Source organism: Blautia sp. 1001283B150304_161114_C9, from assembly GCF_015668165.1.
GTDB classification, from domain to species: Bacteria; Bacillota; Clostridia; order Lachnospirales; family Lachnospiraceae; genus Blautia_A; species Blautia_A wexlerae.
Genome location: NZ_JADPGO010000001.1, coordinates 203995 through 230556, shown reverse-complemented (window position 1 = coordinate 230556; position 26562 = coordinate 203995). Strand labels below are relative to the sequence as shown.

At 42.9% G+C, this 26562-nt stretch carries 23 protein-coding genes; 17 read left to right on the top strand and 6 right to left on the bottom strand.

Annotated elements, in window-relative coordinates; genetic code table 11:
• Positions 1-235 precede the first annotated feature (235 nt).
• The 9 genes from I4V44_RS01020 (at position 236) to I4V44_RS00980 (ending at position 11519) form a co-directional block, all read left to right on the top strand.
• Positions 236-1846: a glutathione ABC transporter substrate-binding protein gene (locus tag I4V44_RS01020; RefSeq protein ID WP_182437286.1), complete on the top strand. Its 1611-nt coding sequence runs from the start codon at positions 236-238 to the stop codon at positions 1844-1846.
• A 212-nt stretch (positions 1847-2058) separates the two neighbouring features.
• Entirely contained in the window at positions 2059-2979 is a 921-nt protein-coding gene (locus tag I4V44_RS01015) for an ABC transporter permease (RefSeq protein ID WP_118574490.1), read from the top strand.
• Between the two features lie 13 nt (positions 2980-2992).
• Positions 2993-3892 carry an ABC transporter permease gene (locus I4V44_RS01010; protein WP_020993648.1) on the top strand — a complete coding sequence of 300 codons (900 nt, stop codon included), beginning with the start codon at positions 2993-2995 and terminating at the stop codon, positions 3890-3892.
• Positions 3893-3904: 12 nt separating this feature from the next.
• Positions 3905-4894: an ABC transporter ATP-binding protein gene (locus I4V44_RS01005; RefSeq protein WP_022380021.1), complete on the top strand. Its 990-nt coding sequence runs from the start codon at positions 3905-3907 to the stop codon at positions 4892-4894.
• A gap of 3 nt (positions 4895-4897) precedes the next feature.
• On the top strand, positions 4898-5872 hold the full coding sequence (locus I4V44_RS01000) for an ABC transporter ATP-binding protein (protein ID WP_020993647.1): 975 nt from the start codon (positions 4898-4900) through the stop codon (positions 5870-5872).
• 80 nt (positions 5873-5952) lie between these two features.
• Entirely contained in the window at positions 5953-6735 is a 783-nt protein-coding gene (locus I4V44_RS00995) for a DeoR/GlpR family DNA-binding transcription regulator (RefSeq protein WP_330610561.1), read from the top strand.
• Positions 6736-6832: 97 nt separating this feature from the next.
• Positions 6833-7579 carry a copper homeostasis protein CutC gene (locus I4V44_RS00990; RefSeq protein ID WP_173704149.1) on the top strand — a complete coding sequence of 249 codons (747 nt, stop codon included), beginning with the start codon at positions 6833-6835 and terminating at the stop codon, positions 7577-7579.
• The gene (locus tag I4V44_RS00985; RefSeq protein WP_196002183.1) at positions 7579-10080 is read left to right on the top strand and encodes a transglutaminase domain-containing protein; all 2502 of its coding nucleotides are present in this window, start codon (positions 7579-7581) and stop codon (positions 10078-10080) included. The genes I4V44_RS00990 and I4V44_RS00985 overlap by 1 nt, the downstream gene beginning before the upstream one ends.
• A gap of 128 nt (positions 10081-10208) precedes the next feature.
• Complete coding sequence (locus I4V44_RS00980) at positions 10209-11519, top strand: alpha-L-fucosidase (protein ID WP_022380024.1); 1311 nt, start codon at positions 10209-10211, stop codon at positions 11517-11519.
• Between the two features lie 81 nt (positions 11520-11600).
• On the opposite strand, the gene I4V44_RS00975 is transcribed toward I4V44_RS00980, so the two are convergent.
• Positions 11601-12119 carry a hypothetical protein gene (locus I4V44_RS00975; RefSeq protein ID WP_196002182.1) on the bottom strand — a complete coding sequence of 173 codons (519 nt, stop codon included), beginning with the start codon at positions 12117-12119 and terminating at the stop codon, positions 11601-11603.
• 245 nt (positions 12120-12364) lie between these two features.
• Here I4V44_RS00975 and cobI point away from each other — a divergent pair, with 245 nt between their 5' ends.
• The 3 genes from cobI (at position 12365) to I4V44_RS00960 (ending at position 14704) form a co-directional block, all read left to right on the top strand.
• A complete protein-coding gene (gene cobI, locus I4V44_RS00970; RefSeq protein ID WP_196002181.1) occupies positions 12365-13060 on the top strand; it encodes a precorrin-2 C(20)-methyltransferase in 696 nt (231 codons plus the stop codon).
• On the top strand, positions 13057-13899 hold the full coding sequence (locus I4V44_RS00965; RefSeq protein WP_196002180.1) for an ABC transporter ATP-binding protein: 843 nt from the start codon (positions 13057-13059) through the stop codon (positions 13897-13899). Before cobI ends, I4V44_RS00965 begins: the two co-directional genes overlap by 4 nt.
• Before the next feature lie 73 nt (positions 13900-13972).
• Positions 13973-14704 carry an ABC transporter permease gene (locus I4V44_RS00960; RefSeq protein ID WP_008706312.1) on the top strand — a complete coding sequence of 244 codons (732 nt, stop codon included), beginning with the start codon at positions 13973-13975 and terminating at the stop codon, positions 14702-14704.
• Positions 14705-14762: 58 nt separating this feature from the next.
• On the opposite strand, the gene I4V44_RS00955 is transcribed toward I4V44_RS00960, so the two are convergent.
• The 3 genes from I4V44_RS00955 to I4V44_RS00945 form a co-directional block, all read right to left on the bottom strand.
• Entirely contained in the window at positions 14763-15740 is a 978-nt protein-coding gene (locus I4V44_RS00955) for a tetratricopeptide repeat protein (protein ID WP_196002179.1), read from the bottom strand.
• 40 nt (positions 15741-15780) lie between these two features.
• Positions 15781-17037, bottom strand: coding sequence for a protein kinase domain-containing protein (locus tag I4V44_RS00950; RefSeq protein ID WP_118616815.1), 1257 nt, complete (start codon positions 17035-17037; stop codon positions 15781-15783).
• 308 nt (positions 17038-17345) lie between these two features.
• Entirely contained in the window at positions 17346-17765 is a 420-nt protein-coding gene (locus tag I4V44_RS00945; RefSeq protein WP_055060095.1) for a hypothetical protein, read from the bottom strand.
• A 353-nt stretch (positions 17766-18118) separates the two neighbouring features.
• On the opposite strand from I4V44_RS00945, the gene I4V44_RS00940 reads away from it, so the two are divergent.
• Complete coding sequence (locus tag I4V44_RS00940; protein ID WP_196002178.1) at positions 18119-20920, top strand: two-component system response regulator; 2802 nt, start codon at positions 18119-18121, stop codon at positions 20918-20920.
• Positions 20921-20923: 3 nt separating this feature from the next.
• On the opposite strand, the gene I4V44_RS00935 is transcribed toward I4V44_RS00940, so the two are convergent.
• Both I4V44_RS00935 and I4V44_RS00930 read right to left on the bottom strand, forming a co-directional pair.
• Positions 20924-21820 carry a selenium metabolism-associated LysR family transcriptional regulator gene (locus I4V44_RS00935; RefSeq protein ID WP_119250530.1) on the bottom strand — a complete coding sequence of 299 codons (897 nt, stop codon included), beginning with the start codon at positions 21818-21820 and terminating at the stop codon, positions 20924-20926.
• A 205-nt stretch (positions 21821-22025) separates the two neighbouring features.
• Complete coding sequence (locus tag I4V44_RS00930; protein WP_008706318.1) at positions 22026-23189, bottom strand: aminotransferase class V-fold PLP-dependent enzyme; 1164 nt, start codon at positions 23187-23189, stop codon at positions 22026-22028.
• A 237-nt stretch (positions 23190-23426) separates the two neighbouring features.
• Here I4V44_RS00930 and yedE point away from each other — a divergent pair, with 237 nt between their 5' ends.
• The 4 genes from yedE (at position 23427) to I4V44_RS00910 (ending at position 26388) form a co-directional block, all read left to right on the top strand.
• Positions 23427-24509, top strand: a complete 1083-nt coding sequence (gene yedE / locus I4V44_RS00925; protein WP_118566669.1) for a YedE family putative selenium transporter — start codon at positions 23427-23429, stop codon at positions 24507-24509.
• A gap of 90 nt (positions 24510-24599) precedes the next feature.
• A complete protein-coding gene (locus I4V44_RS00920; protein ID WP_117674275.1) occupies positions 24600-24806 on the top strand; it encodes a sulfurtransferase TusA family protein in 207 nt (68 codons plus the stop codon).
• Positions 24803-25045 (top strand): DUF3343 domain-containing protein, encoded by a 243-nt coding sequence (locus I4V44_RS00915; protein ID WP_118520040.1) that lies wholly within the window; start codon positions 24803-24805, stop codon positions 25043-25045. Before I4V44_RS00920 ends, I4V44_RS00915 begins: the two co-directional genes overlap by 4 nt.
• A 335-nt stretch (positions 25046-25380) precedes the next feature.
• The gene (locus I4V44_RS00910) at positions 25381-26388 is read left to right on the top strand and encodes a LacI family DNA-binding transcriptional regulator (RefSeq protein WP_118566671.1); all 1008 of its coding nucleotides are present in this window, start codon (positions 25381-25383) and stop codon (positions 26386-26388) included.
• Positions 26389-26562: the final 174 nt, after the last annotated feature.

The window sequence follows — 26562 nt, the reverse complement described above, 5'->3', positions numbered from 1 at the left end:
AATATAAAATACGACAAAATAATTGACAATAGGACAACAGATTGCTATACTGGAGTCAAGTTAAACAACTAAGTGTTTTTATGAAGATGCAAAGGCGCATGTAAGTAAATGGATTGCTGCACGATTTTTATACATTGCAAAGACGCAAAAATATAAAAACACTTTTTTTGTACCCAAAATTAACTTCGTGATTGTAACTAAGTAACAATGTACAGAAAGAAAAGGAGAGAAAACTATGAAAATGTACAAAAAAGTTATGGCAGCAGCTCTTGCAGGAGTAATGACAGTTTCCATGTCCGCTACAGCATTTGCAGCAGATGATGACGGCTATATTCTCAAAGCCACAAATGAAGATTCCAAATCATCCGACAATGATCTGGTGATCGCAATCGAAGGAAGCGTAAGCTCCATGGATCCGGCAAACATTCCGGATACAAACGCAATCTCTGCTACACGTGGTGTATACGAGACACTGGTTTCTTTTGATGAGAACCAGGAATTAACAGGCAAACTTGCTGAATCATGGGAAGTTTCCGATGACTCTCTTACTTATACTTTCAAACTTCGTCAGGGCGTTAAATTCCAGGACGGAACAGACTTCAATGCAGCAGCAGTTAAAGCAAACTACGATCGTGTAGTTAACAAAGACAACAACCTTCGTCAGAGAAGAACATTTATCGTAACTAACGAAGACGGATCTGAAACACCTCGTGTAGACAGCATTGAAACACCGGATGATTACACACTGGTTATCAAACTGACACAGGCATGGGCACCATTTATCAACCGTCTGACACAGTTCTGTATCATCAGCCCTGCAGCTCTTGAAGAGTATGGCAATGATATCATGAACCATCCATGCGGAACCGGCCCATATGTATGTACAGAATGGGAAGAAGGCGACCACACAAGCTTCGAGCGCAATGATGATTACTGGGGAGACAAACCGGGCGTTGACACTGTAACAATCAAAGAAGTTCCGGAAGCAGGTGCACGTACAGCTATGCTTCAGACAGGTGAGGCAGATTTCATCTATCCTACACCATCTGACCAGATTGAAGCAATCAAAGGAACAGACGATGTAAACATCCTTACAACAGACTCCAACATCATGAGATATGTAACTCTGAACATGGATCTGGAACAGCTTTCTGATGTAAAAGTACGTCAGGCTATGAACTATGCGATCGACAAAGATGCATACATCCAGTTAATGTATTCCGGATACGGAAAACCGGCTACATCTGTAGTTCCATCTATCATCGGTGGATATGAAGAACAGGAAGCTTACACATATGATGTAGACAAAGCAAAAGAACTTATGAAAGAAGCCGGATACGAAGACGGATTCAAACTTACTCTGTGGGGCGATAACACAACACAGGAAATCAAAGGTATGACATTTATTTCCCAGCAGCTTGCTCAGATCGGTATCGAAGTTGACGTTCAGCCAATGGAGCCTGCAACTGTAAGTGACAAGATTTATGTTGACAAAGAAGATGCTGAGATCAATATGTGGTATGTAAACTGGTCTGCATCTGACTTCACAATGGATGGTTCTTTACGTTCCCTGCTTTACAGCACAATGTGCCCTCCGACAAGTGCAAACACAGCATACTTCAATGACGCTGATTTTGATAAAGATATGGACGAAGGTCTTGCAACAGCTAACGAGGAAGAGCAGGCTAAATACTATGGCGATGCTCAGAAGATTGCATGGGAAGCATGCCCATGGTTATTCCTTGGCAATGACCAGATCATCTATTCTACAAAATCTTATCTGTCTGGCGTATATGTATCTCCGGACGGAGCATTTAACTTCGCAAATGCAACTTTAGCACAGTAAGTAATGGGGTTGAGAACAGGCTGCGAAGAACATAAATCTGGCTGCCTGATCTGAAATTGCAGCAATTCCATAAAATACTGCCGATACGGCAGTATGAATACAGGACAAAGATGTTCGAACCGGAGAACTGCCATAAGATTTACTATGGCAGTTCTCTGACTATAAAGCATCAAATATAAACAACAGGTAAGAAAATAATAAGGAGGAAAAATATGGGACGTTATTTAGGTAAACGTTTGGCAAGTACGATCCCGCTGCTTCTGGTTATCTCATTTGTAGTATTTATGTTTATCCATATGATTCCCGGTGATCCGGCAAGACTGGTAGCCGGTCAGGATGCAACAAAGGAAGATGTGGCAGTTGTACGTGAACAGCTGGGACTGGATGAGCCACTACTTGTACAGTATGGCAAATATATGAAAGGTCTTTTTACAGGAGATCTGGGAAACTCTATCAAAAACGGTAAAACCGTAGCAGAGACAATCGCACCAAGACTGAAACCAACTATCATGCTGACATTCTCATCCATGATATGGGCTGCGATCATCGGTATTGCAATCGGTATCATCGCTGCCGTATTTCATGGCAGAATTCTTGATTATGTAGGTATGATCATAGCAATCGCAGGTATATCTGTTCCAAGTTTCTGGTTAGGTCTGGAATTAATCCAGCTTTTCTCAGTAAGCCTGGGATGGCTTCCAACCAGTGGACTGGAAACCTGGAAGAGCTATATTCTTCCATCACTTACAATGGGAGCAGGAATCATGGCCGTACTTGCCAGATTTTCCAGATCTTCCATGCTTGAGACTATGCGTGAGGACTATGTGCGTACTGCACGTGCCAAAGGTCTTTCTGAATCACTGGTTGTTATGCGCCATGCATTTAAGAACTCTCTGATCGAGATCGTAACAGTAGCCGGACTTCAGATTGGTGGTCTCCTTTCCGGATCTGTTATGGCAGAGACGGTATTCTCCATACCCGGACTTGGACGTCTTCTGGTAGACTCCATCCAGATGAGAGATTACAAAGTTGTTCAGGCATTACTTCTGTTCTTTGCTACAGAATATATCCTGATCAACCTGATCGTAGATGTTCTTTATGGCGTGATTAACCCAAGAGTACGTTATGAATAGAGGAGGAGAGAAGATGGCAGATAAGAACACAACATCAAACATTAACCTTGCTGCTGCCGAAGAACTCCCTAAGGCACAGAGCAAGTTCAAAGAATTTGTCAAGAAATTCATGAAGAGAAAAACAGCAGTGATTTCTCTGGCATTTATAGTATTTATTATCTTAATGGCAATCATCGGACCGTATGTAGTTCCGTATGATCCGCAGGCACCGGATTACACAGCTATGATGCAGGGGCCAAGCGCAGCCCACATCTGGGGAACCAATGAATACGGACAGGATGTTTTCTCACGTCTGATGGTTGGTACCAGACTTTCTCTTACATGTGCGCTGACAGCGACGATCATTGGTACGGCTATCGGTGTTGTTCTCGGACTGATCGCAGGTTTCTACGGCGGAATTATCGATTCCCTGATTATGAGATGCTGTGATGTACTTTTCGCTTTCCCTGATATCCTGCTGGCTATCGCAGTTGTTGCCATCATCGGACAGGGTATGGTAAACGTTATGATCGCAGTTGCGGTATTTACAGTGCCGTCCTTCGCACGAATCATACGAAGCGCGACGATTTCCGTAAAGCAGGCTCCTTATGTAGAGGTTGCCCGTTCCCTGGGATGTTCAAACACAAGAATCCTGTTTGTACATATTTTCCCTGGTACGATCCAGTCTATGATCGTTAACTTTACCATGCGTGTAGGTACTGCAATCCTTGCTGCATCATCCTTAAGCTTCCTGGGATTCGGTGCAAACGTTACAGAGCCTGACTGGGGTTCCATGCTTTCCACAGGACGTAACTATCTGAATACAGCTCCTCACATGGTACTGTTCCCTGGTATTCTGATCTTCCTTACAGTTCTGGCATTCAACCTGCTGGGCGACGGTCTCAGAGATACCCTGGATCCAAAGATGAACTAGGAGGAAGAAACCATGGCAGAAAAATTATTAGAAGTAAAAAACCTCCGTACGGAGTTTAAAAGAGATAAAACATGGGTGACAGCAGTTAATAATGTAAGTTTCTCCATTCAGCCAGGTGAGATTCTTGGTCTGGTAGGAGAGTCCGGATGCGGTAAATCCGTAACCTCCCTTTCCATTATGAAACTTCTGGCACGTAACAGTAAGATTTCCAACGGTGAGATCCTGCTTAATGGCAAGGATCTTCTCAAAGAAGATAAAAAAGGCATGAGAAAGATCAGAGGACGTGAAGTTGCCATGATCTTCCAGGAGCCGATGAACTCTCTGAACCCATGTATGAGAATTGAGAAACAGCTGACAGAAGCAATCCTGCTCCATAACAATTTCTCAAAAGAAGAAGCGCACAACAGAGCATTCGAAGTACTGAAATCAGTAGGTATCCCTGAACCGGATATGACATTAAAGAGTTATCCGCACCAGCTTTCAGGCGGTATGTGCCAGCGTGTTATGATTGCTATGGCAATGTCCTGTGAGCCGGAGCTTCTTATTGCGGACGAGCCGACTACAGCCCTTGACGTTACCATTCAGGCACAGATCCTGGAGCTGATGGAGGACATCAGGGCAAAGAAGAATACAGGTATTCTGATGATCACACATGACCTTGGTGTTGTTGCTGAAATGTGTTCCAGAGTTGTTGTTATGTATGCCGGCCGAATTGTAGAAGAAGCGCCTGTGCAGGAACTTTTTGCAGATCCGAAACATCCATATACACAGGGGCTGATTGGTTCTGTACCGAAACTTGGAAGTGGTGTGGAATCTCTTCCGTCCATTCCGGGAAGCGTACCGGATCTGTCCGTAATGCCGAAAGGATGTAAGTTTGCACCGAGATGTAAATATGCAATGGATATCTGTCATCAGCAGGAGCCGGAGCTTGCAGATATCAACGAAGCAGGCACCAGAAAATGCAGATGCCATCTGCTCAACAAAACCGGAAAGGAGGCGTAACCTGTGAGCGAGCCGTTATTATCAGTAAAGAATATGAAGAAAACATTCCAGGCAAACGGAGGAATGTTCAGCAAGAAGAAATTTGTCCATGCGGTAAATGATGTATCTTTTGATATTTATCCGGGTGAAACTTTTTCGCTGGTAGGCGAGTCCGGCTGTGGTAAATCTACGACAGGTAAGCTGATCGATCATCTGATCACACCTGACTCCGGCGAAATCTGGTTTGAGGGAAAAGAAATCTCCAAACTTTCAGAGAAAGAAATGCGCCCGTTACGTTCAGATATCCAGATGGTTTTCCAGGATCCATACGGTTCCCTGAATCCGAGAATGAAAGTTCAGGATCTCATTGGTGAGCCACTTCTGATTCACACAAATATGAGTGCAGGAGAGCGCCTTAAGAAAGTGCACGAACTTCTCGGCACTGTAGGATTAAGCCCGTCTCATGGAGAGCGTTACCCGCATGAATTTTCCGGTGGTCAGCGTCAGCGTATCGGAATTGCCAGAGCACTGACTGTACAGCCAAAGCTTATCATCGCAGATGAGCCGGTATCTGCCCTTGATGTTTCTATTCAGGCGCAGGTATTAAATCTTCTGCAGCAGTTACAGAAAGACTTTAATCTTACCTATCTGTTCATTTCCCATGACCTGAGCGTTGTTGAAATGATTTCAGACAGAATCGGTGTCATGTATCTTGGCACGATCGTAGAGACAGCACCGAAGAAAGAACTTTATGCAAACCCGAGACATCCATATACAAGAGCACTTCTCTCCGCAGTTCCGATTCCGGATCCGGAAGTGAAGAAAGAGCGTATTACTCTGAAAGGTGATCTTCCAAGTCCGAGTAATCCGCCAAGTGGATGCCTGTTCCATACACGCTGCCCACATTGTACAGAAAAATGTAAGACACAGGTGCCGACACCTGTTGAAATTGCACCGGGTCATATTGTAAAATGTCATTATCCGGAACTTACAGAATAGGAATTCCGAAATAACAATATTACACCTGAAGATGAAAAGTGAAGAAAACAGGATTCACTGAGAGATACAGGTCATCATGAATGGATGAGGAAAGAGGGGCTATGTTTACTGAGGAAAGACAAAGCGCAATAGAGAAATGCCTTCGTGAAAACGGAAAAGTCAAGGTTAAGGAATTGAGTGAAATCTTTCAGGTCACAGAAGACTGTATCCGAAAAGATCTTAAGATTCTTGAAAACGCCGGTAAGTTAAAGAGAACCTACGGCGGTGCAATCCTTTCACAGGATTATCCGCTGAAAAGAGACGTAGTAGACAGACGCCAGTTTAACCTTGACAAAAAGAGAACAATTGCAGCCAAAGCATTTAAACTGATTAAGGATAACGAAACGATTTTCCTTGATATTTCTACCACAAATATCGAACTGGCAAAGCTTCTTGCCACGTCAAATATGCGTGTGGTAGTGGTGAGCAATATGATAGATATCCTGCAGATCCTTGCCACAAATCCGTCTATTACTGCAATCGGTACAGGGGGAACAATGTACCAGACAGTAAACGGATTTATGGGAGCTGCAACGATAGAAGTGATTAAGCAGTATAGCTTTGACCGTGCATTTATAGGAAGCTGCGGTGTGGATATGACTGATTGTGCAATTACTACATTGGGGGTAGAGGACGGATTGACAAAGAAAGCAGCCGTGTACAGCAGCAGACATAAATATGTTGTTATGGAAAGGGATAAATTCTATTTCAACGATTCCTATAAATATGCATACTTTGATGATATCAGCGGAATTGTTACGGATGAATTTCCAGATGATACGATCGTGAGTACACTGGAGAGAGCAGGGGTGAAATTGTTCTGATACAGCTAAGTCTTCGGGGGACTTAGCTGATCTGGTTAAATCAGTCAGCAGAATGGATGATCTGTCTAGCTTAAATGAAAAAGATGGAGGCAAGTACGTGAAAGAATATATTTTGGAAGCCTGTGTAGATTCTGTAGAATCTGCTATGGCAGCGGTTGAGGGAGGCGCAGACAGGCTGGAACTCTGCGGCAACCTGATCATCGGCGGAACCACTCCGGGACCGTGGCTTTTTGATGAGATAAGGAAGCGTTCGGATATCAGGATCCATGCCCTGATCCGTCCGCGTTTTGGAGATTTCTGCTATACAGATGCAGAATTTTCCATGATAAAGCATGCAGTAGAAGATTTCAGGAAAATGGGTGCCGAAGGTGTTGTATTTGGGGTGCTGAAACCGGATGGCACATTAAACATGGAACAGATGAAAGAACTGATGGAGGCGGCAGGGGATATGTCGGTGACCCTTCACAGAGCTTTTGATGTATGCGTGGATCCAATAGAAACAATGGAACAGGCAATCTCACTGGGAATCAATACGATCCTTACTTCAGGTCAGCGTAATGTATGTCTGCAGGGGGCAGATTTGCTGAAGGAACTGGTAGAGAAGAGTCAGGGACGTATCACGATCCAGGCAGGAAGCGGCGTGGGAGCAGAAGTGATCCGCCAGCTTTATCCGCTTACAGGAATCAGGGCTTATCATATGACCGGAAAGAGAGTCATTGACAGTGAGATGCAGTTTCGCAAGGATGGAGTCAATATGGGACTTCCGATGCTGAGCGAATATGAGATATGGCGTACGGATGTAGATAATATCCGTGCCGCAAAGAAAGTTCTGGAGGAATTATAATGGCAGAACCGAGAGTTTTTTTAAAAGAGAACAGGGGCCGAATTGAAGAGAACTACCTGGAGCAGGCAAAGAACCTGCCCCGGGTTTTTGCGCCTGTAGACGAGAAATTACAGAAATGTACAGAGGAAGTGGCGCTTGCATGTAAATATTTATATGCGTTTATGCCGTACAGTGATATTGGCAATTATCCGTTTGAAGTATTTCTGGACTATGCAGAGAATGGTGTGAAGCTCTGGAAAGAGAATCCACAGGTTGCAGATCTTCCGGAAGAAATCTTCCTGAATTATGTGCTGTTTCACAGAGTAAATGAGGAAGAGATCGCACAGTGCAGAACTTATTTCCGCACAGAGATCGGAAGCAGAATACAGGGAATGAACTTCAGAGAAGCAGCGCTGGAAGTGAATTACTGGTGTGCCGAAGAAGCTACTTATCATTGTACAGATGACCGTACTTTATCTGCGATTTCTGTATACCGCAGAGGAAATGGCAGATGTGGTGAAGAGTCCGTATTCACTGTAAATGCACTGCGAAGTGTAGGCATACCTGCCCGCCAGGTATATGCACCGAAGTGGTCTCACTGCGATGACAATCACGCCTGGGTAGAAATCTGGTGTGACGGCAAATGGTATTTCCTCGGAGCCTGTGAGCCTGAAGAAATCCTGAATAAAGGATGGTTTACGAATGCTTCTTCCAGAGCGATGATGATTCACTCCCGTGTATTTGACACAAAAATTCCGAACGGAGAAGTGATCGGCAAAGACGGCATGGTTACTATGCTGAATGAATTGAAGAGATATGCTATTACAAAGGAGATTACAGTATCCGTAAAGGATGAACAGGGAGCTCCGGCTGAGGGCGCAGAGGTTTCTTTTGAAGTACTGAATTACTCTGAATATGCACCGATCGCAGAGAAGAAAACAGACAGTAAGGGAACCGCCAGACTGACAACAGGACTTGGGAGTCTGCATATTTCTGCAAGAATGTGTTCTGACGGCGAGTGGTTCTATGCGGAAACAGTTATGAACACTGAGAAAGAAGATAACTGTGAACTTTGTCTGGTACCGCAGGATAAAAGAAATGACGGCGAATCAGAAAAGTGGACAGCAGCAGATATATTTGCTCCTCATGACGCACCTGTAAACACAGACATGCCGACTTTAGAACAGAAGGCGAAGGGAAATAAGCGTCTGGCAGCAGCCAATGAACACAGAGAGCAGAAAGTAAGAAACTGGTCAAATCCGGAATGTGAACGTTTTCTGGAAAAAAAGGTAAACAGGATAGAAGAAGCCATTGCTGCCTCATACAGAGAGGATCTCCTGAGGGTTCTCACAGAGAAAGACAGAACTGACTGTATCAGTGACGTTCTGGAGGAACACCTGGAGCTGGCAATTCCATATCATGGTATGATGAAAAAGGATACCTTTGTATCTTATGTGTTAAATCCAAGAGTAGATGATGAAGTTCTTCAGAAATACAGAAGAGAGATTAAGAAGCATTTTTCCAGAGCTGAGAAACAGGAGCTGAGAGATGACCCTTCCAGAATCTGGAATCTGATCGAGAAGGCAATTGTTTCCAGACCGGAGAAAGAGCGTTCCAGTGTGCTCACAACACCGGCAGGATGTATAAGGACCTGTACAGGAAGCTTCCTGTCAAAGAAAATCCTGTTTGTTGCAATAGCGAGAACCTTTGGAGTAGCGGCAAGACTGAATCCACATGATCGTTCTATGGAATATATGGAAAACGGAAGATTCGTTCCTGTGCTTGCAAGAACAGAGAAGAACTGTACTCTGATCCTGAAAGCAGGAGAGACTGTAAAGTGGAAATATTTCCAGAACTGGAGTATTGCAAAACTGGAGAATGGAAGATATACATCACTGAAACTGGGAGCAGAGAATTTCGAAGATCAGATCCTGAATCTGCCGTTGGAATCCGGAAACTACAGGATCCTTACTTCAAACAGACTTCCAAATGGAAATATGTTTGCAAATGAATATCATTTTGAAATTCAGCCCGGAGAGACAAAGGAGATCGAGCTGGTACTCAGGGAAGCAGATCTGGAGGATATGCTGGAGAATATTTCCATGCCGGAATTTATGCTGAAAACTGAGGATGGTACAGAGGTGAAAGCATCTGACCTTACAGCAGACGGAAAACATATCCTGATGTTTCTGGAAGAAGAAAAAGAGCCTACTGAGCATATCTTAAATGAAATGATGGAGCAGGAAGGGGCTTTCGCAGGATATGCAGAGCAGATTATTTTTGTAGTGAGAAGTAAAGAAGCACTGGAGACACCGACACTGTCCAAAGCACTTGCAAAGTTAAAAAATATTCAGATTTATTATGATGATTTCTCAGAGATTATCAATACTCTGGGAAGACGCATGTATGTAGATCCGGACAAACTTCCGCTGATCATTGTGACGAACAGAAGTCTGAATGGGATTTATGCGACCAGCGGTTACAATGTAGGAACCGGGGATATGCTGCTTAGATTAATGTAACAGAGCGATAAATAAGATGCCCGGAGATGACACCTGTGAGCATCTTCTGGTATTGCCGGATTACATTATTGTATAGATGTAAAGGATTGGATATTGAATTTGCATTTACATAAAGGAGATAAAAAATCATGTATCAGTTTAACAGAAAAGAATATGAAGAACGTATGAAATGGTATCAGGATGCCCGTTTCGGAATGTTTATCCACTGGGGATTATATTCTATTCCTGCAAGAGGAGAATGGGTACGCAGTACAGAGGAGATGCCTGAGGAAGAATACCTTCCGTTTATGAAAGAATTTGATGCCAGAGACTATAATCCGAAACAGTGGGCAAAAGAGGCAAAGGCAGCAGGTATGAAATATGTGGTTCTGACTGCAAAACACCATGATGGTTTCTGTTTATTTGACAGTAAATACACAGATTATAAAGTTACCAATACACCTGCAGGAAGAGATCTGATCAAAGAATATGTGGAAGCTCTTCGCGAAGAAGGTCTGAAAGTCGGTCTGTATTTCACTTTACTTGACTGGCATCATCCGGACTATCCTCATTACGGAGACCGCATCCATCCTATGAGAAACCATCCGGAATGCAGTAATGAAAACAGAGATTTTTCTCGTTATATAGAGTATATGTACAATCAGGTGGAAGAGGTCTGCACAAATTATGGAAAAATCGATATTATGTGGTTTGACTTTTCCTATGACGATATGCGAGGCGAGAAATGGGGAGCAACCAGACTGATAGATATGGTCCGCAGATTACAGCCGGGAATCATCATTGATAACCGTCTGGAAGTCAGTGGTGAGGGAAGAGGATCTCTGTATGAATGCGATCCGACACCGTATCATGGCGATTTTATAAGCCCGGAACAGATCATCCCGCCGGAAGGAATCTGTGACAAAGAAGGGAATCCGATGGTATGGGAAGCATGCTTCACCATGAACAATAACTGGGGCTACTGCGCAAATGACCACTATTACAAACCTGCTTCCATGCTGATCAAGAAGCTGGTAGAGTGTGTTTCCAAAGGTGGAAATATGATCCTGAATGTAGGACCTGATGCGAAAGGTAAATTCCCGAAAGAATCCTCCGCGATCCTGGCGGAAATCGGACGCTGGATGGATAAGAACCATGACAGTATCTATGGATGTGCTCCGGCAGCAGATATCCCGAAACCGGATTACGGACGTATCACCAGAAATGGAAACAAGTATTATGTCCATATTTATGAGAATACATTAGGACCACTGCCGCTGATCGGATTTGACAAGAATAAGATTGTGAAAGTACGTGCCCTGGATGACGGACATGAAGTGCCGATTTCTACTTTATGGGTGCACAGCGATTATCCGGACATCGCATTTGTTGACCTTGGCCCGGATCCTGTACTGCCGGATCCTGTAGACTATGTGTTGGAAGTAGAGATGGCTGAATAAAGATATAGAATACAAAAAAGCTGCCGTATGGCAGCTTTTTTGTATTTCTTAACCGAACTGAGATGCAGGTGTCTGCCTGGTTCAGCATCGGTTTCTCTTGTTTACGAAATAATTCAGAATCCCACCGCCTACGATAATAACAAGTGCAACAGCAACAACACGTTTCGCTGCTTCCTGCGGCATCTGGCTTTTGGAACCGATGGAATCGGAATAGAAAGTCAGGGTATAATTGATCTCATGAGGGGTACCCATGGCGGTAGTGTCTGCGATTACCGGCATGCTCTCATCCATAATGGTAACCGGGATCTGGAATTCAGAATTCGTTCCTTCCTCATTGACAGGGAGATATTTTTTACCGTCAACGATCAAGTAGTCATAATTAGAACTGCTCCACTGGATATCGGCAGTTACTTCGCCGTTTTTCACAGTGATCAAAGTCGGTGAAGTGACACTGGCTTTGCCGCTTCCGCCTTCCAGCTCTACCTGGATGGAATACTCCCCATCTTCTTTATCAAGAGTGAAAGCCTGTGCAGCAGGAACAGAAGTCCATACTGACAGACAGCAGATCAAAGCTGCCAGAACTGCAAAAATCTTTCTCATATTTCTTTCCTCACTTAAATTCGATAATTTTCATCATCCCACAATTGAAATTAATTGTCAATACTTCGTTGAAAAAGTTATCCTGTTTTAGTATAATAAAAGGTGCTGTCCGCACGCAACATCATTGAGAACGTAGTGAACAGTGAGCACAATAAATGAATATCTGTGAATTGCTTTGCTGCGAAGCAGCTCCTGCAATTCTGATATCATAAAAATGTATATGCAAATCACAGGAGGATATGGTAATGAGAGGAATTTTATACGGAGTAGGAGTTGGCCCCGGAGATCCGGAACTTATGACATTAAAGGCAGTGCGCCTGATCAAAGAGAATGATATTATTGCAGTACCGGGCGCAGAGGTGCGTGAAACAGTTGCATATAAGATTGCAGTACAGGCAGTACCTGAGCTTGCAGACAAAGAACTCCTGCCAATCTATATGCCAATGACACACGATAAGGCAGAACTGGAACTGAACCATGAAAAAGGAGCCAAGGCGCTGGAAGCAGCACTTGATACAGGTAAGAATGTAGTATTTCTGACACTTGGAGATCCGACTATCTATTCAACATTTTCATATGTGCAGAAGAGAGTAGAAGAGGATGGATATGAGACAAGACTGGTAAGCGGTATCACTTCCTTCTGCGCAACAGCAGCACGCCTGAATATCCCGCTTACAGAGTGGAATCAGCCCCTTCATGTACAGCCTGCAGTTCACCGTCTTGACAGTGAACTGGATCAGCCGGGAACCTATGTGCTTATGAAATCCGGAAGAAAGATGAATCAGGTGAAGGAAATCCTTGAAAGAAGCGGCCGCGAAGTCCGTATGGTAGAGAATTGTGGTATGCCGGATGAACATATCTATAACAGCGTAGAGGAAATTCCGGATGATGCAGGATATTATTCTCTGATCATTGCTAAAGAGAAAGCCGAAGAGAAATGATAGAGACAAAAGATCTGACGAAAACTTTTGACAATTTTACAGCAGTGGATTCCCTGAACCTGAAAATTGAAAAAGGTGAGTTTTTTGGTCTTCTCGGACCGAACGGAGCAGGCAAGACAACGACCATCAGCCTGCTGTCAACCCTTCTTCTTCCCACAAAGGGAGAAATCTTTATAGACGGTCAGCAGCTTACAAGAAAACGTCCTGATTTGAAGAGAAAGATTAGTGTGATCACCCAGGAATATTCCATGCGTCAGGATATGAATATGGATGAGATTATGGAATACCAGGGACGGCTCTATTTTATGCCGCGAAAGCAGATAAAAGAAAGAACAGAAGAACTTCTGGAGTTCTGTGACCTGCTGAAGTTTCGCAAACGTACAGTCCGTAAGCTTTCCGGTGGAATGAAGCGTAAGCTGATGGTCTGTCGGGCATTACTGACAGATCCGGAGATATTGCTTTTGGATGAACCCACAGCAGGTATGGATGCTCTTTCCAGAAGACAGATGTGGAATCTTCTGCGTAAGCTTAATGAGAAAAACCTGACGATCCTTCTGACCACTCACTATATGGAAGAAGCACAGAGTCTCTGTAATCGTGTGGCGCTGATGGATCATGGTAAGCTGGAGGAGGTAAGTACTCCGCAAGCATTGATCGAGAGTCTTGGTGCTTATGCAGTGGACGAGATGACAGCAGATGGAACACAGAATCACTATTTCCATACACGACAGGAAGCAATCCGGTATCTGGAAGAGCTTACAGGGCAGGCGTCTCTTCGAGAGACAACACTGGAAGACGTCTTTGTAGAAAGAGCCGGGAAACATTTGATTTCAAAATAGCAGTTATTAACCAAATCAAGTAAGTCCCCTGCGGAGGTTGCGAAAAAAGTTAGAATAATCTGGAGAAAAATGTATGGGAATTATAACAATATTATGGGAGAAGTGGGTAGAATTCCGCCGGGATTTCTATAAGATCACACTGGCGGCAATGATCGCACCGCTAATGTATCTGATCGTATTTGGAATGGGAATCCAGACCACTTCTCATGGACAGCCATACCTGAACTTTCTGATTCCGGGTGTGGTATCACTGACAACTATGAACGGAAGCTTCAACGCCATTGCGCAGAACCTAAACGTACAGAGACTGTATGAGAAGGCTTTTGATCAGGTGATGATCTCCCCCACACCATTATGGCAGTTTATTGCCGGACAGATCATCGGGGGAAGTCTGCGCGGTCTGTATGCAGGAGGAATCATACTGCTTCTTACAGCACCTATTGAGACAGGACTGATCTTCAACGGATGGTCCTTTCTGGTGATGTTCCTGAACGGAGCAGTATTCTCAGCCATCGGCGTGGTGGTCTCCTTTCTGGCAAAAAATCACGCAGACGTGCCGAGGTTTTCCAATTATATCATTATGCCCATGGCATATTTGTGTAACACCTTTTTCTCAACAGAGAAACTTCCGGGATTTGTAGGCAAGTTTGTATCAGCCTTGCCATTATCCCAGACCAGCCATCTGATGAGAAGCATTTCATCAGGTGAGGCGGTGAATTACACCGGTATTGGGATTCTGCTTCTTTATCTGCTGGTGTTTACTGTAGCTGCATCATGGTTTATTTATAAGAAGAAAAACCTGTAACTGACTGACAGGGAGGAGCCTGTGCTCCTCCCTGACTTATTTTGTATCCGACTGACTGTTACTCAGAAGTATCAGCGGTATTTGTGAGAACATGAAGATTATCAATTTCTCTCTTTTTTTCAGCAGAGAGATAAGGATAAACTTTGTTTATACCTGAAGTCACAGCATCATCTGACGGTACTTTTATCATGGAATAGACATCAGAAGGGTAGTTCTTAATGATTTCCATGAGATAATCTGCGAATTCTTCGTATTTTTCAAGTCCCATATAACAGTAATCGTAATAAGTAAAAAGCGTGGAATCAAAAGCACCTTCCTGTTTCCGGGAATTGCACAGATCCAGAGCAGTCTGGTAATCTTCCTGTTTGACAAGGGAATCCAGATGATCATAAAATGCAGCAGATGCTTTACATTCTGTCATGCATGTATCGTATCGTTCCTGTACATCCGGAGACAGTTCCCCCTTAATATCCTGAAGGTCTGTATAAAGCGGACTTTGAGAATGGATATTGACAGGCGGGTAATGTTTGTCCAGAAAATTAAGAATCACCAGGGCGGCATTATCATAATCTCCTGTCTTATTATAAAGTTCTGAATAAGTCAGGGCACCGGCGAAGGTGTTTTCATTTCTTTTCTTTTTGGAGTCCAGTATCTTTTTGGCATTTGTATAGTCCCCTGCTTCCATGGCTGCCTCTGCACGTGGAACAGAAGTGGAGTAATAGTCATCGGAAGAGTTGTCTACGTCAGGATCAGGCTCCAGGTAAGCAGGACGTGCATTAGAGGTGGCAATTCCGTTTCTTATCCATATATATCCCACATTTGCAGCGGAAAACAGAGCGGCTGCAATGGCAAAAGCACAGGCAGCGGTAAGCCTTTTCCTGTATTTGTTTCGTTTAAAGGAAGATGTCCGGCAGACTCTGAGAATATTCTGACCGTATTGTGTGGAGTTGATTTCTGTTTCTTTTTCATATCCGGAGGATTTAAATGTCTCCAGTATCTGCTGTCTTTTCAGAATTTCTATAACAGATGAATCCATAATGTATAACCTCTTTGCTTATAGCAATTCTATAAGTTTTTTATGATATCATTCTCAAAACAGTAAACGGCAACACAAATCCGATCAGAAACTTAAAAAGATAACACCATTCAGGCTGCTGTTCAAGGCAAAGCTGATAAAAGGCAAAGTGTCTGCCAAGATGAAAAACATCAGTAGTCAGGATTACAGAAACTGCTACTGCAGGAAGGATCCAGGCAAGTGAAGGTGAGGGGCAGATCAGGAATATCAGAAGATGAAAAAGTGCACAGTAAATCAGGGAAAAAATACATATTTCCAATGGTTTTCCACTCCGAAGACCTGGCAGTATGTGAAAAAATTCCGGAACAGGCATTGTGGAAGTGGACAAAAGAGCGGAAATATCTTTTTTCAAATGTGTAACATCCTTATATCTTCTGGAATAATCGGCAGTACATTTATTGATTATTTTGCGGACTGATTTAGACAGACTGCTTTGAAATTCTTCTCTGCTCATCTGTTTAGGTGATTTACCGGTGAGCATAAAGGCAAAAACACATCCGAGAGAATAGATATCGACTCTGTCTGTAGGTGTCTGGTAATCCAGAATCTCCGGTGCAGCATAGGGATTGGTACCTGCTACGGTAGTGACCATATGATGGCTCCCCTTTTCTTCTCTGGCAATATCAAAGTCTATCAGTTTCACAGCTACATTCCGGCATAGTTCTGTGATACTTTTTCCGGTGGAAGATGTGGGCTGCTGCTTTTGGGAATTCAGGGGAAGGACATCTGTAAGCAGGATATTCTGAGGAGAAACATCACCATGTACCAGGGAAAGTTCCGAAATATTTTCCAGAGCTTCGCAAAGCTGAAGAAGGAAAATAAGTGCTTCTTTTTCGGAGAGTGTACGCATTTTCAGAATAAAATCCTCCAGGGTGAGGCTTCGCATTTCCGAAAGCTCCTTTGTGGGATAACTGAGGCAGGCGGGTTTCTGTATAAATTCGTTGATTGCCAGAGAATGTCCGTTTTCTGAGAGAACACCATACACAGTTTCGATATAAGGCGACCATCTGGAACTGATTTTTCTGTAAATTTCAGTTAAGGAAGCAGGAATCTCTTTCAGGACTACACTGCATCTGTCAGGCGAAAGGACAGCGTATTCCTGCCTGATTTCAGAAACATAGGTAGCATAGTAATTTCCATCTTTTTTTAATCTGGGCGGAGAAAGCTGATCTGTAAAATCAAAATCAATATAATTTTTAAGCCTGGGATAGAAATAATCTAAAATAGTCATAGAAACCTCATATTGCTGTAAATACATATAACGCCTGCTCTCTGAGAAGAAAACAGGCGCGTTTTTCGGTAAGTGATCGTGTCAGCTGTAATACATTGTATCACTTCCGGATCAAAATATAAATGATTTTCTGTGAAAAATATATAGCAATTCCCGTTGCTACGTTACTGTTCACTCCGTTCACAGTAACGTAGCCAAAATTCATTCCAGATTGCCTGCGGCAATGGAATTTTGGCTTGTATGTCTCGGGATTTTGGCATATTCATGCCAAAACACCTCGCGGAATAGTGATGTGTGAACAGTAACGTTACTACAGGAATAAGATGAGCAGTAAATCAGGATAAGATAGAAAGTCCATTGTTCATGAGAAGTTCATTGATGTCATCTACACTTCTATGTGCTTTAATACCTGACATAATAATAAAATCTCTCTGGTTTTTTGGATAAAAGTCAGATTGCAGTGTACATTTTAATACTTCTCTGGTTTCCCTGAGATTTAATTTCAGAACGATACAGACGATGATCAGTTTGTCCCGTCCGAGATTCTTGGTTCCTTTCAGAAATTCATGAAGATGGGAAGGATAAATACCACACAGATCTGCAAAATGATTAATGCTGGAAGGCATTTCTGTGATCTTGGCATATAGTTTATCCCTCATTGTATCAGGAGAAACAAATTCTACTTCTTTTACATCTACCGGTTCTCCTTTTTCAATTTTGGCAAAGATATCATTTGTGCTTAGTTTCTTAGTCATAATTTCCCCTTTAAGTTACTGTATCCGGCAATAACTTCCTTAAAATTCGTGGATATGATGTCAGTGCTAAAACATTCTTAACCTGACATTATATATGTACTATATATCTCAAAGTGAATCTTTGTAAAGAGAAAACGGGGAATTATATACTGACAGTGTATGAAAACGTTGCTATTCACTCTGTTCTCAGTAAAACTTTTACCGGTGAACAGCGATAAAACGATATTTCCAATTATTGACTTTTATCCTTTGAATGATATACTTGAATTATGCATAACCGAGCAGCTGTTTTTGGCATCTGTCCGGTTAAATTTTCACACAGCCATAATAACAGAAGAAAGGGCATACATTATATGAGTAAGCCAAAGATATTAATCGTTGATGATTCACAATTAAACAGAGAAATCCTTTCCTGTATGCTGGAAGATAACTATGATATCTGTGAAGCTGAAAATGGAAAGCAGGCAGTTGAAATCCTTGAAAGATGCCATAAGGATTTTAAGCTGGTGCTCCTTGACCTGATCATGCCGGTAATGGATGGTTATCAGGTACTTGCTGTTATGAAGGAAAAGCAATGGCTGGATATGCTGCCTGTTATCTGTATTTCATCAGAGACTTCCGAAGATAGCATGCGTCGGGTTTATGTGCTGGGAGCAAGTGATTACTTCACACGTCCCTTTGATGCAATGACGGTCTTTCATCGTGTTGAGAGTACGATTGCGCTGCATGATAAGATGACGGGAGACCTGCAGGATGCGATGAAAATGTTATCATCTATTTTTCACCGGATACTCAAGATTAATCTCTCGACAGATACTTATACAGTTATAAGAGGAAAAGACAGTACTGTTTCCATGCTTCCAAGTCTTTCTGAAAGCCTTAAAATGATGGCTGATTATAAGTATATTTATGAAGAGGATCAGGAAGAATATTTGAAATTCTGCAGTATAGATAATCTGAGAAGAGAACTTGCGAAAGGCAGAGAACGCATTTACCTGAACTACAGAACTCTGATAAAACAGGAGTACCGCTGGGTATGTATGGAAGTCATCAGAAGTGCAGAATATAAACCGGATGACCAGATTGCCATGATGTATATCCGGGATATCAATGATGAATATCTGAAACAGCTGGATAAGATCATACGTCATGCAAAAGATGCGTTTGCCTCAGTTACAGTAAATATTTCGGATGGAAGCTGTATTATGGCAAACAGCAGGATTGCTTCACTGGAGCTGAACGATGTAAATGAACCACTGGATTCTTATATTGAGCGGATCAGTCAGTCTATTCCGCAGAGAGAAGTGAGAACTCAGTACAGAAAGGTATTTTGTGTAGATAATCTGAGGGAGTGTCTGACACAGGGAAAAGATATGATCCAATGGGAATGTCCTGTGTATGCCGCAAAAGGAATCAATCTGAGGATGATCAGAACCACAGTTGAGATGGTCCGGAACGTTTCTTATGACAGGCTGGAAGCACTGATCTATTTTTCTGATATTACAGAGAACTATTTTTCAGAGCAGATTCCGCATATGTTGTACAGAAAGAATTTTGACAGAATAGAGATTATTGACGGGCAGAGAGACTGTGTGAGACTGGATCATCCGGGTATCTTTGCCATGGAGATGGTTCTGGCAGAAGAGATCAGTTATTCCGGTTATGTTACTGAAGTTATGAAGAAATTTGTTCCGGATGATGAGAAATCCGTATATGAAAAATGTGTGCGTCTTGATACCATTCGGAAAGAACTGCAGGAGAAAGATAGATATTCTTTCTCTGTTCATCAGTTTAATAAAAAAGGGGAGAAATGTTTAAAGAACTATACATTTTTTTACCTCAATAAATTTTTTGACATTATTGTAGCTACAGTTGAGGATATTACGGAGAAATTTGAACAGGATATTCTGACGGGCGGATATAACAGACAGGGTTTTATCCGTCATGTGGAACGGATCCTGAAAGAAAGTGAAGACAGAACCGGATATGCGGTTGTATTTTTCGATATTAAGAATTTCAAGGCAGTCAATGAGCTTTTTGGAACAGAAATCGGAGATATGATGCTGCGCAAAGTGTACGAAGATGTCCGGAAATCAGAGCTGAAGCCTCTGGTATCGGCACGTGAGGACGCAGATCATTTTATCTGTCTGGTAGAACGTAAGAATCTCGATCTGGATATGCTTACCGGAATGTGTCAGAAGAAACTTACCCGGGGAGGAAAAACACTTCATTTGTCTGTCAAATGTGGGATTTTTATGCTTGAAAAGAAAAAAATGTCTGTGAATGGAATGATTGACAGGGCAAAGATTGCCCAGAGATATATTACAGATGAGTTTGTCCAGTCATATAAGATTTATGATTCTTCCATGAAGAATACATATATAGATAAAGCAACATTAGCAGGTGAACTGGAGGAAGGGATTGAGCAGGGACAGTTCAAAGTATATTTTCAGCCTGTTGTGGATGCAATGACCGGAAAGATTGCATCAGCAGAATCTCTGATCCGGTGGTTCCACCCGAAAAAGGGATTTATTTCGCCGGGTGTATTTATTCCTGCACTGGAGGAAAGCGGACATATTTCCGAACTGGATCTGTATGTGCTGGATTCGGTTAATGAATTTCAGAAGAAACGTTATCAGTCTGATAAGATCACAGTTCCGGTATCAACTAATCTGTCATGGATGGATTTCTATGATGAGACAATCATGAACTGGCTGGAGAAGAAATGTGCAGATGCTTCCATGCCGTCCGGTCTGTGTAGAATGGAGATTACAGAAACCTCCTATGCTGCCATTGAGGCAGACAGAAATGCAACTCTGGAGGCATTAAGAGAAGCAGGGATTCTGCTGCTCCTGGATGATTTTGGAAGCGGATATTCTTCCTTTGGAATGCTCCAGAATTACAACTTTGATATTATGAAAATTGATATGAGTTTTGTGCGGCAGATAGAAACCAATACCAAAACACGCAGTATTATCCGCTTCATCATTGAAATGGCACATGCTATGGATATAAAGACTATAGCGGAAGGTGCTGAAACTAAAGAGCAGGTCGAGTTCTTAAGAGATAACGGTTGTGATTATATCCAGGGGTATTATTTTTACAAACCGATGCCGGAGAAAGAGTTTGTGAAACTGTTGGATGCCGGCAGATAGCAGTTACATATAATAGTCTCGCGCAAACTGCACAAATTGCTTTACATGGGGTTTCAGAATCCTGTTTTTGCTGTAGACAATATAGAAACTGCGTTTATGAGCAGATTCCTCCAGCGGAAAGACAAGAATCTGCTTTGTCCTCTGCAGGTCAGTGACAGAGCGTGATGAAAGAATAGAGATTCCCAGACCATTAACAATGGACTTTTTGATGCTTTCCAGGTCATTCATGCGGGCGATCACATTCAGATTGCCTGTTGTGATGCCTGTGCGCTCCAGAAAAAGGTCCATTTCTTTTTTTGTGCCGGAGCCTTTTTCCCTGAAAATAATAGGATCTTTCAGGAAATCATGAAAAACAGCGGGTGTTTCTCTGTTCTTGAGTGCAAGATAGTGATCTGTTACAGGAGTTGCAATGACCAGCTCATCATGGCAGAAAGGGATAAACACGCAGCTCTCATCACGTGTATTCTGGCCTACCAGAGCCAGATCTACAGTTCCGTCCAGTACCCGGCTGATGGATTCAGAACTGTCTGACTGTATGGAGTGAAAATAAACATCCGGGTGCGTTTTTCCGAAAGCAGCAAGCAATTCCGGCAAAAGATAAGAAGAAGGGATGGTAGATGCAGCCAGATCTATCATATGTTTGTGGGCACCTGTAAAATTCTCAAGCAGATTATTTCTGATCTCCAGCATACGGACTGCACTGTCATAAAGCTGGTAGCCTTTGGCTGTAATCGTTGTTTTCTTTGTAGTGCGGATGATCAGTTTCATATGCAGCTCATCTTCCAGAGAACGTATATGAGCACTGATCGTAGGCTGAGTCAGATAGAGGCGGCGGGCCGCCTCTGAGAAGCTGCCGTAATCCACGACAGCGACGAATGCTTCTAACTGTTTAAATTCCATTGTGAAAATCTCCTTTTATGTACGAAAACGATGTACGAGTGTACCGACAAGTTGATTCTTGAAACAATCTTGCAGGATAAATTTTCTTATTTCAAGGCGGAGGAGAGAGGCGTAGCGGTGGCTACGGCGACTGACGACAACGCGGAAATAAGAAATTTAGACGTAAGATTGTTCAAGAAATCAACTTGTTGGTACACTAGGATTGTTATAGTAATGCGGATAATGCATCTAAAGCAATATCTAGTTCCTGCTTTGTATTCTCAGGTCCGAAAGAAAAACGGAGAGTACCCTCCGGGTATGTTCCAAGAGTTTTATGTGCGTTTGGTGCACAGTGAAGGCCGACTCTTGTCATAATTCCATAAGTACTGTCCAGCTCAAAGGCGGCCTGAGCCATGTCCATATGTAAGGTCTGGACGGATACAACTGCACAACGGTTTTCAATATTTTTTTTACCGATAATACGCAGAAATTTTTCTTCAGGATCCAGATTCAGGATACCATCTATAAAGTATTGTGTCAGCATTAATTCATGTTGGCGGATTTCTTCCATGGACTGTTTCTCCAGATCACAGAGTGCGGCATGAAGTCCCAGAATCCCAGGTATATTGGGAGTTCCGGGCTCGAAACGATCAGGAAGAAATGCCGGTACTTCTTCAGAATGAGAGGCGCTTCCTGTTCCACCGCTGATAAGAGGCTCAATCTGCGCTGCCAGTTTATTGCGGATCAGAAAGCCACCTGTTCCCTGTGGCCCTCTGAGTCCCTTGTGACCTGTAAATGCCAGTGCGTCTATGTGACATTTCTCCATATCAATGTTAATGGTTCCTGCCGTCTGTGCAGTGTCCAGAATAAAAAGAAGCCCATGTTCTTTGCAGAAATCTCCGATTTCCTGTGCTGGCATGACAGTTCCGCATACATTAGAAGCATGAAGACAGACCACAAGCTTAGTCTCAGGACGAAGGAGTGCGGTCGCTTTATCAAGCAGAAGACTGCCGTCAGAAGCGCATGGGATCCTGTCAAAAGAAATTCCATGTTTCTCCAGCTGTACAAGGGGACGCATCACTGCATTATGCTCCATGGCAGTTACAAGTACATGATCGCCGGGTTTTAGAAGTCCTTTCAGAAGAACATTCAGACTGGCAGTGATATTTTCTGTAAAAATAACATTCTTACCCTTTCCGGAAGTAAAGTGAAAGAGCTTCAGAAGCTGTTCTCTTGTCTCAAAAATCTGTTCTTCCACAGAATAAGCTGCCCGGTATCCTCCCCGGTTCACATTCACAGCAGAGCCTGCCAGGTAATCATAAACTGCCTGTGCAACAGATGGTGCCTTTGGAAAAGACGTACTGGCCTGATCCAGATAGATTTTATTCATAGTAATAAATCCCCCCGATTTTTATATATAGTGATATCTGTAGTATAGCACAATTTATAAATGATTTCTATAAATAACTATAAAATACGGCTATAATGAATTAGTGATTTCAGCATAAAAATGATAAAATAGATACAAAGAAATTGTGCTGACAACAAAAAAAGTCAGTGATGTACTGTCAGAATCAAGCACAAAAAGATTCTGACAGTACATAATGCAAAAGGAGGAAAGAAATAAATGAAAAACGAAAAGGGAACCATAGTTCTGGCAGGAGGCGTGATCGGTCTGATCGCTGCAATTCTGGTGTTTTTTGGAAATCCGGCAAATATGGGCTTCTGTATTGCCTGCTTCCTGAGAGATACCACAGGTGCGCTGGGACTTCATTCAGCGGCAGCAGTTCAGTATATCCGCCCGGAGATCATTGGTCTGGTGCTTGGAGCATGTATCATTTCACTTGCTAAGAAAGAGTTCCGTCCAAGAGGCGGTTCTGCACCTGTGACCAGATTTACACTTGGTGCATTTGTTATGATCGGATGTCTGATGTTCCTCGGATGTCCATTCCGTATGATCCTGCGTCTGGCAGGCGGAGACGGAAATGCATTGTTTGGACTTGTTGGATTTGTAGCCGGTATTCTTACAGGAACTGTTTTCCTGAAGAAAGGTTACACACTGAAACGTTCTTATAAGATGCCGAAGCTGGAAGGCAGTATTTATCCGGCATTCCAGATCGTGATGCTGCTGTTACTGGCAGCTGCACCTGCATTTATCCATTTCACAGAACCGGAAGGTGGACCCGGAGCAAAACATGCTGCAATCATTATTGCACTGGCAGCAGGAATTATTGTTGGTATCCTGGCTCAGAGAACACGTCTGTGTATGGTCGGCGGTATCCGTGATGCGGTACTTTTCAAAGAATATAAATTACTGTTCGGTTTTGCTGCAATTCTTGTGACAGCATTGGTAATGAATCTGATCCTCGGTGCAGTTACAGGAACATCCTATTTCAATCCGGGATTTGCGGGACAGCCGATCGCACATACAGACGGACTGTGGAACGCACTGGGAATGTATCTGGCAGGCTTTGGATGTATTCTCCTCGGTGGATGCCCGCTTCGTCAGCTAATCCTTGCAGGCGAGGGAAATACAGACTCCGCTGTGACCGTTCTCGGTCTGATGGCAGGTGCTGCTTTTGCCCATAACTTCGGACTGGCATCTTCCGGTGAAGGTCCTACAGCAAACGGAAAGATCGCAGTTATTATTGGGATTGTGGTAGTTGCTGTAATTGCGGCAGTGAACTCCATGAGAAAAGAAGAAGCCTGATTGTTGGAATGCAGACATTATTTCCGCAATCAATACGCTCACTTTGTGGAAAGTATTTTTTAGACACACTCTAAAAGGAGAGAAAGACGAATGAAGAAAGTAGATGCAAGAGGTTTATCCTGTCCGGAACCAGTGATCCGTGCAAAGAATGCAATGGAATCCGGAGACAAAGAATATGAGATCCTGGTTGATAACGTAGTTGCAAAAGAGAATGTATCCAGATTTGCAACACATCAGGGATATCAGGTACAGGCAACAGAGCAGGGAGATGATATCCTGCTGAAACTTAAAAAATGATCACATATATAGCAACCTTCTATTCCCATTATGGAGCTATCCAGTTTCGAAGAAACTGCCAGGCAATGAATCTGAGGGCAGAAGTCATGCCGGTCCCAAGAGATTTAAGCTCCTCCTGCGGAACCTGTGTGAGATTTCATACAGAAGCGGACTTCCCGGAGAAAACAGAGGAAGTCGAGCAGATTGTCAGAGTAGAACCGCAGGGCTATGTGGGAATTTATCATGCGGATGAAGAATAAAAGTATCATTCAGTTCATCCTTTGAATAACTGCGCGTCGCATTCTCGTTATTTTCCAATGATGAGAGTCAGACGCGCAATTTTGTTTCAATCTGGGAAATAACTATACCATTCGCTTGTCTGCGAATCCGACTACACAGGTATAAAAGCCTCAGTTAGGGTCATTGATATCTACGAATTGCTCCGCTGCAAAGCAGCTTCCGCAATTCTTATATCATAATATAAAAACGGAAGTTTACTTAAAAACATATATATGGTATAAACATTTTATAGAAAAGGATATCTTTAACACGATTGTATGAATCTATAAAATATCGTAAAGCAGGAGGCGTTTGAATGATCAGACTTCAGGATATTGCAGATATGGCGGGGGTGAGCCGGACTACGGTTTCCAATGTGATCAATGGAAATACCAAGAGAGTGTCTCAGGAAACCATAGATAAGATTACCCGCATTCTGAAAGAACAGAATTATGTTCCACATATGGGATCTGTGATGTTGTCAGGTCATGGCTCCAGAATCATCGGAGTAGTGCTTGGATTTGCCACTGCCCATGGAATGCAGTCTCTGCAGGATTCCTTTGTGGGAGAGCTGATCGGAACCATACAGACAGAAGCAGAACGGAAAGGTTATTTCGTCATGCTTATCGGTGGGGAAAAAATTGAAGATGTAGTAGACATGGCTTCCAGGTGGAATGTTGAGGGTCTGATCATTCTGGGATATGATGAGGAACGATACAGACAGCTGTCCAGAAAACTGAACAAAAAGATGATATTGATCGATGCATTTCCGGAAGGTGAATACACCTTCCAGAATGTAGGAGTTGACGATTATTCCGGTGGATATCAGGTTGGAGAATACCTGTATTCCTGTGGATATCACAGGGCATTGTTTATCGCAGAGACAGATAAGGACAGTGATTCCCGCAGATGGAACGGATTTAAACAGGCTATGGAAAAGCAGGGCGGTTTCTGCAGCAAATCTCGTCTGATCGTAGTTCCGGGGGAGAAGAGACAGCGCCTCAGCAGGTATGAAGAACTGCTTCCCCGTTTCCTTGAAGTAAAGGCATTGGCGTTTTCTTCGGATTACGGAGCGATTGAGGCTATGAACTATTTCTTTGATCATGGGATTAAGGTTCCGGATCAGATTTCCATAGTAGGTTATGATGACAGTATTTATGCGGAGTTTGTCCGTCCCAGGCTGACTACAGTTCATCAGGATATCCACCAGAAGGGCGTGATCTCCCTGCGCCGTCTGCACCGGATGATAGAGGGAGAAACTTTAAAAGAAATGAATATCAAGAGCCCGGTGCGGCTGATAAAAAGAGAGTCTGTGAAAGAATAGCAGGCTCTCTTTTGCAATTTACAGAACTTATTTGGTTGAGTTTATAGTGTAAAAGTGTACCAAATATTATACAATATGCATAAAAACAGATAATGAATTTTGTATGAAATTTAAGTTTCCCGAGAAACCTGTTGATTTTTACAGACAGACTGCGTTATGATAAAGTCACCAAGG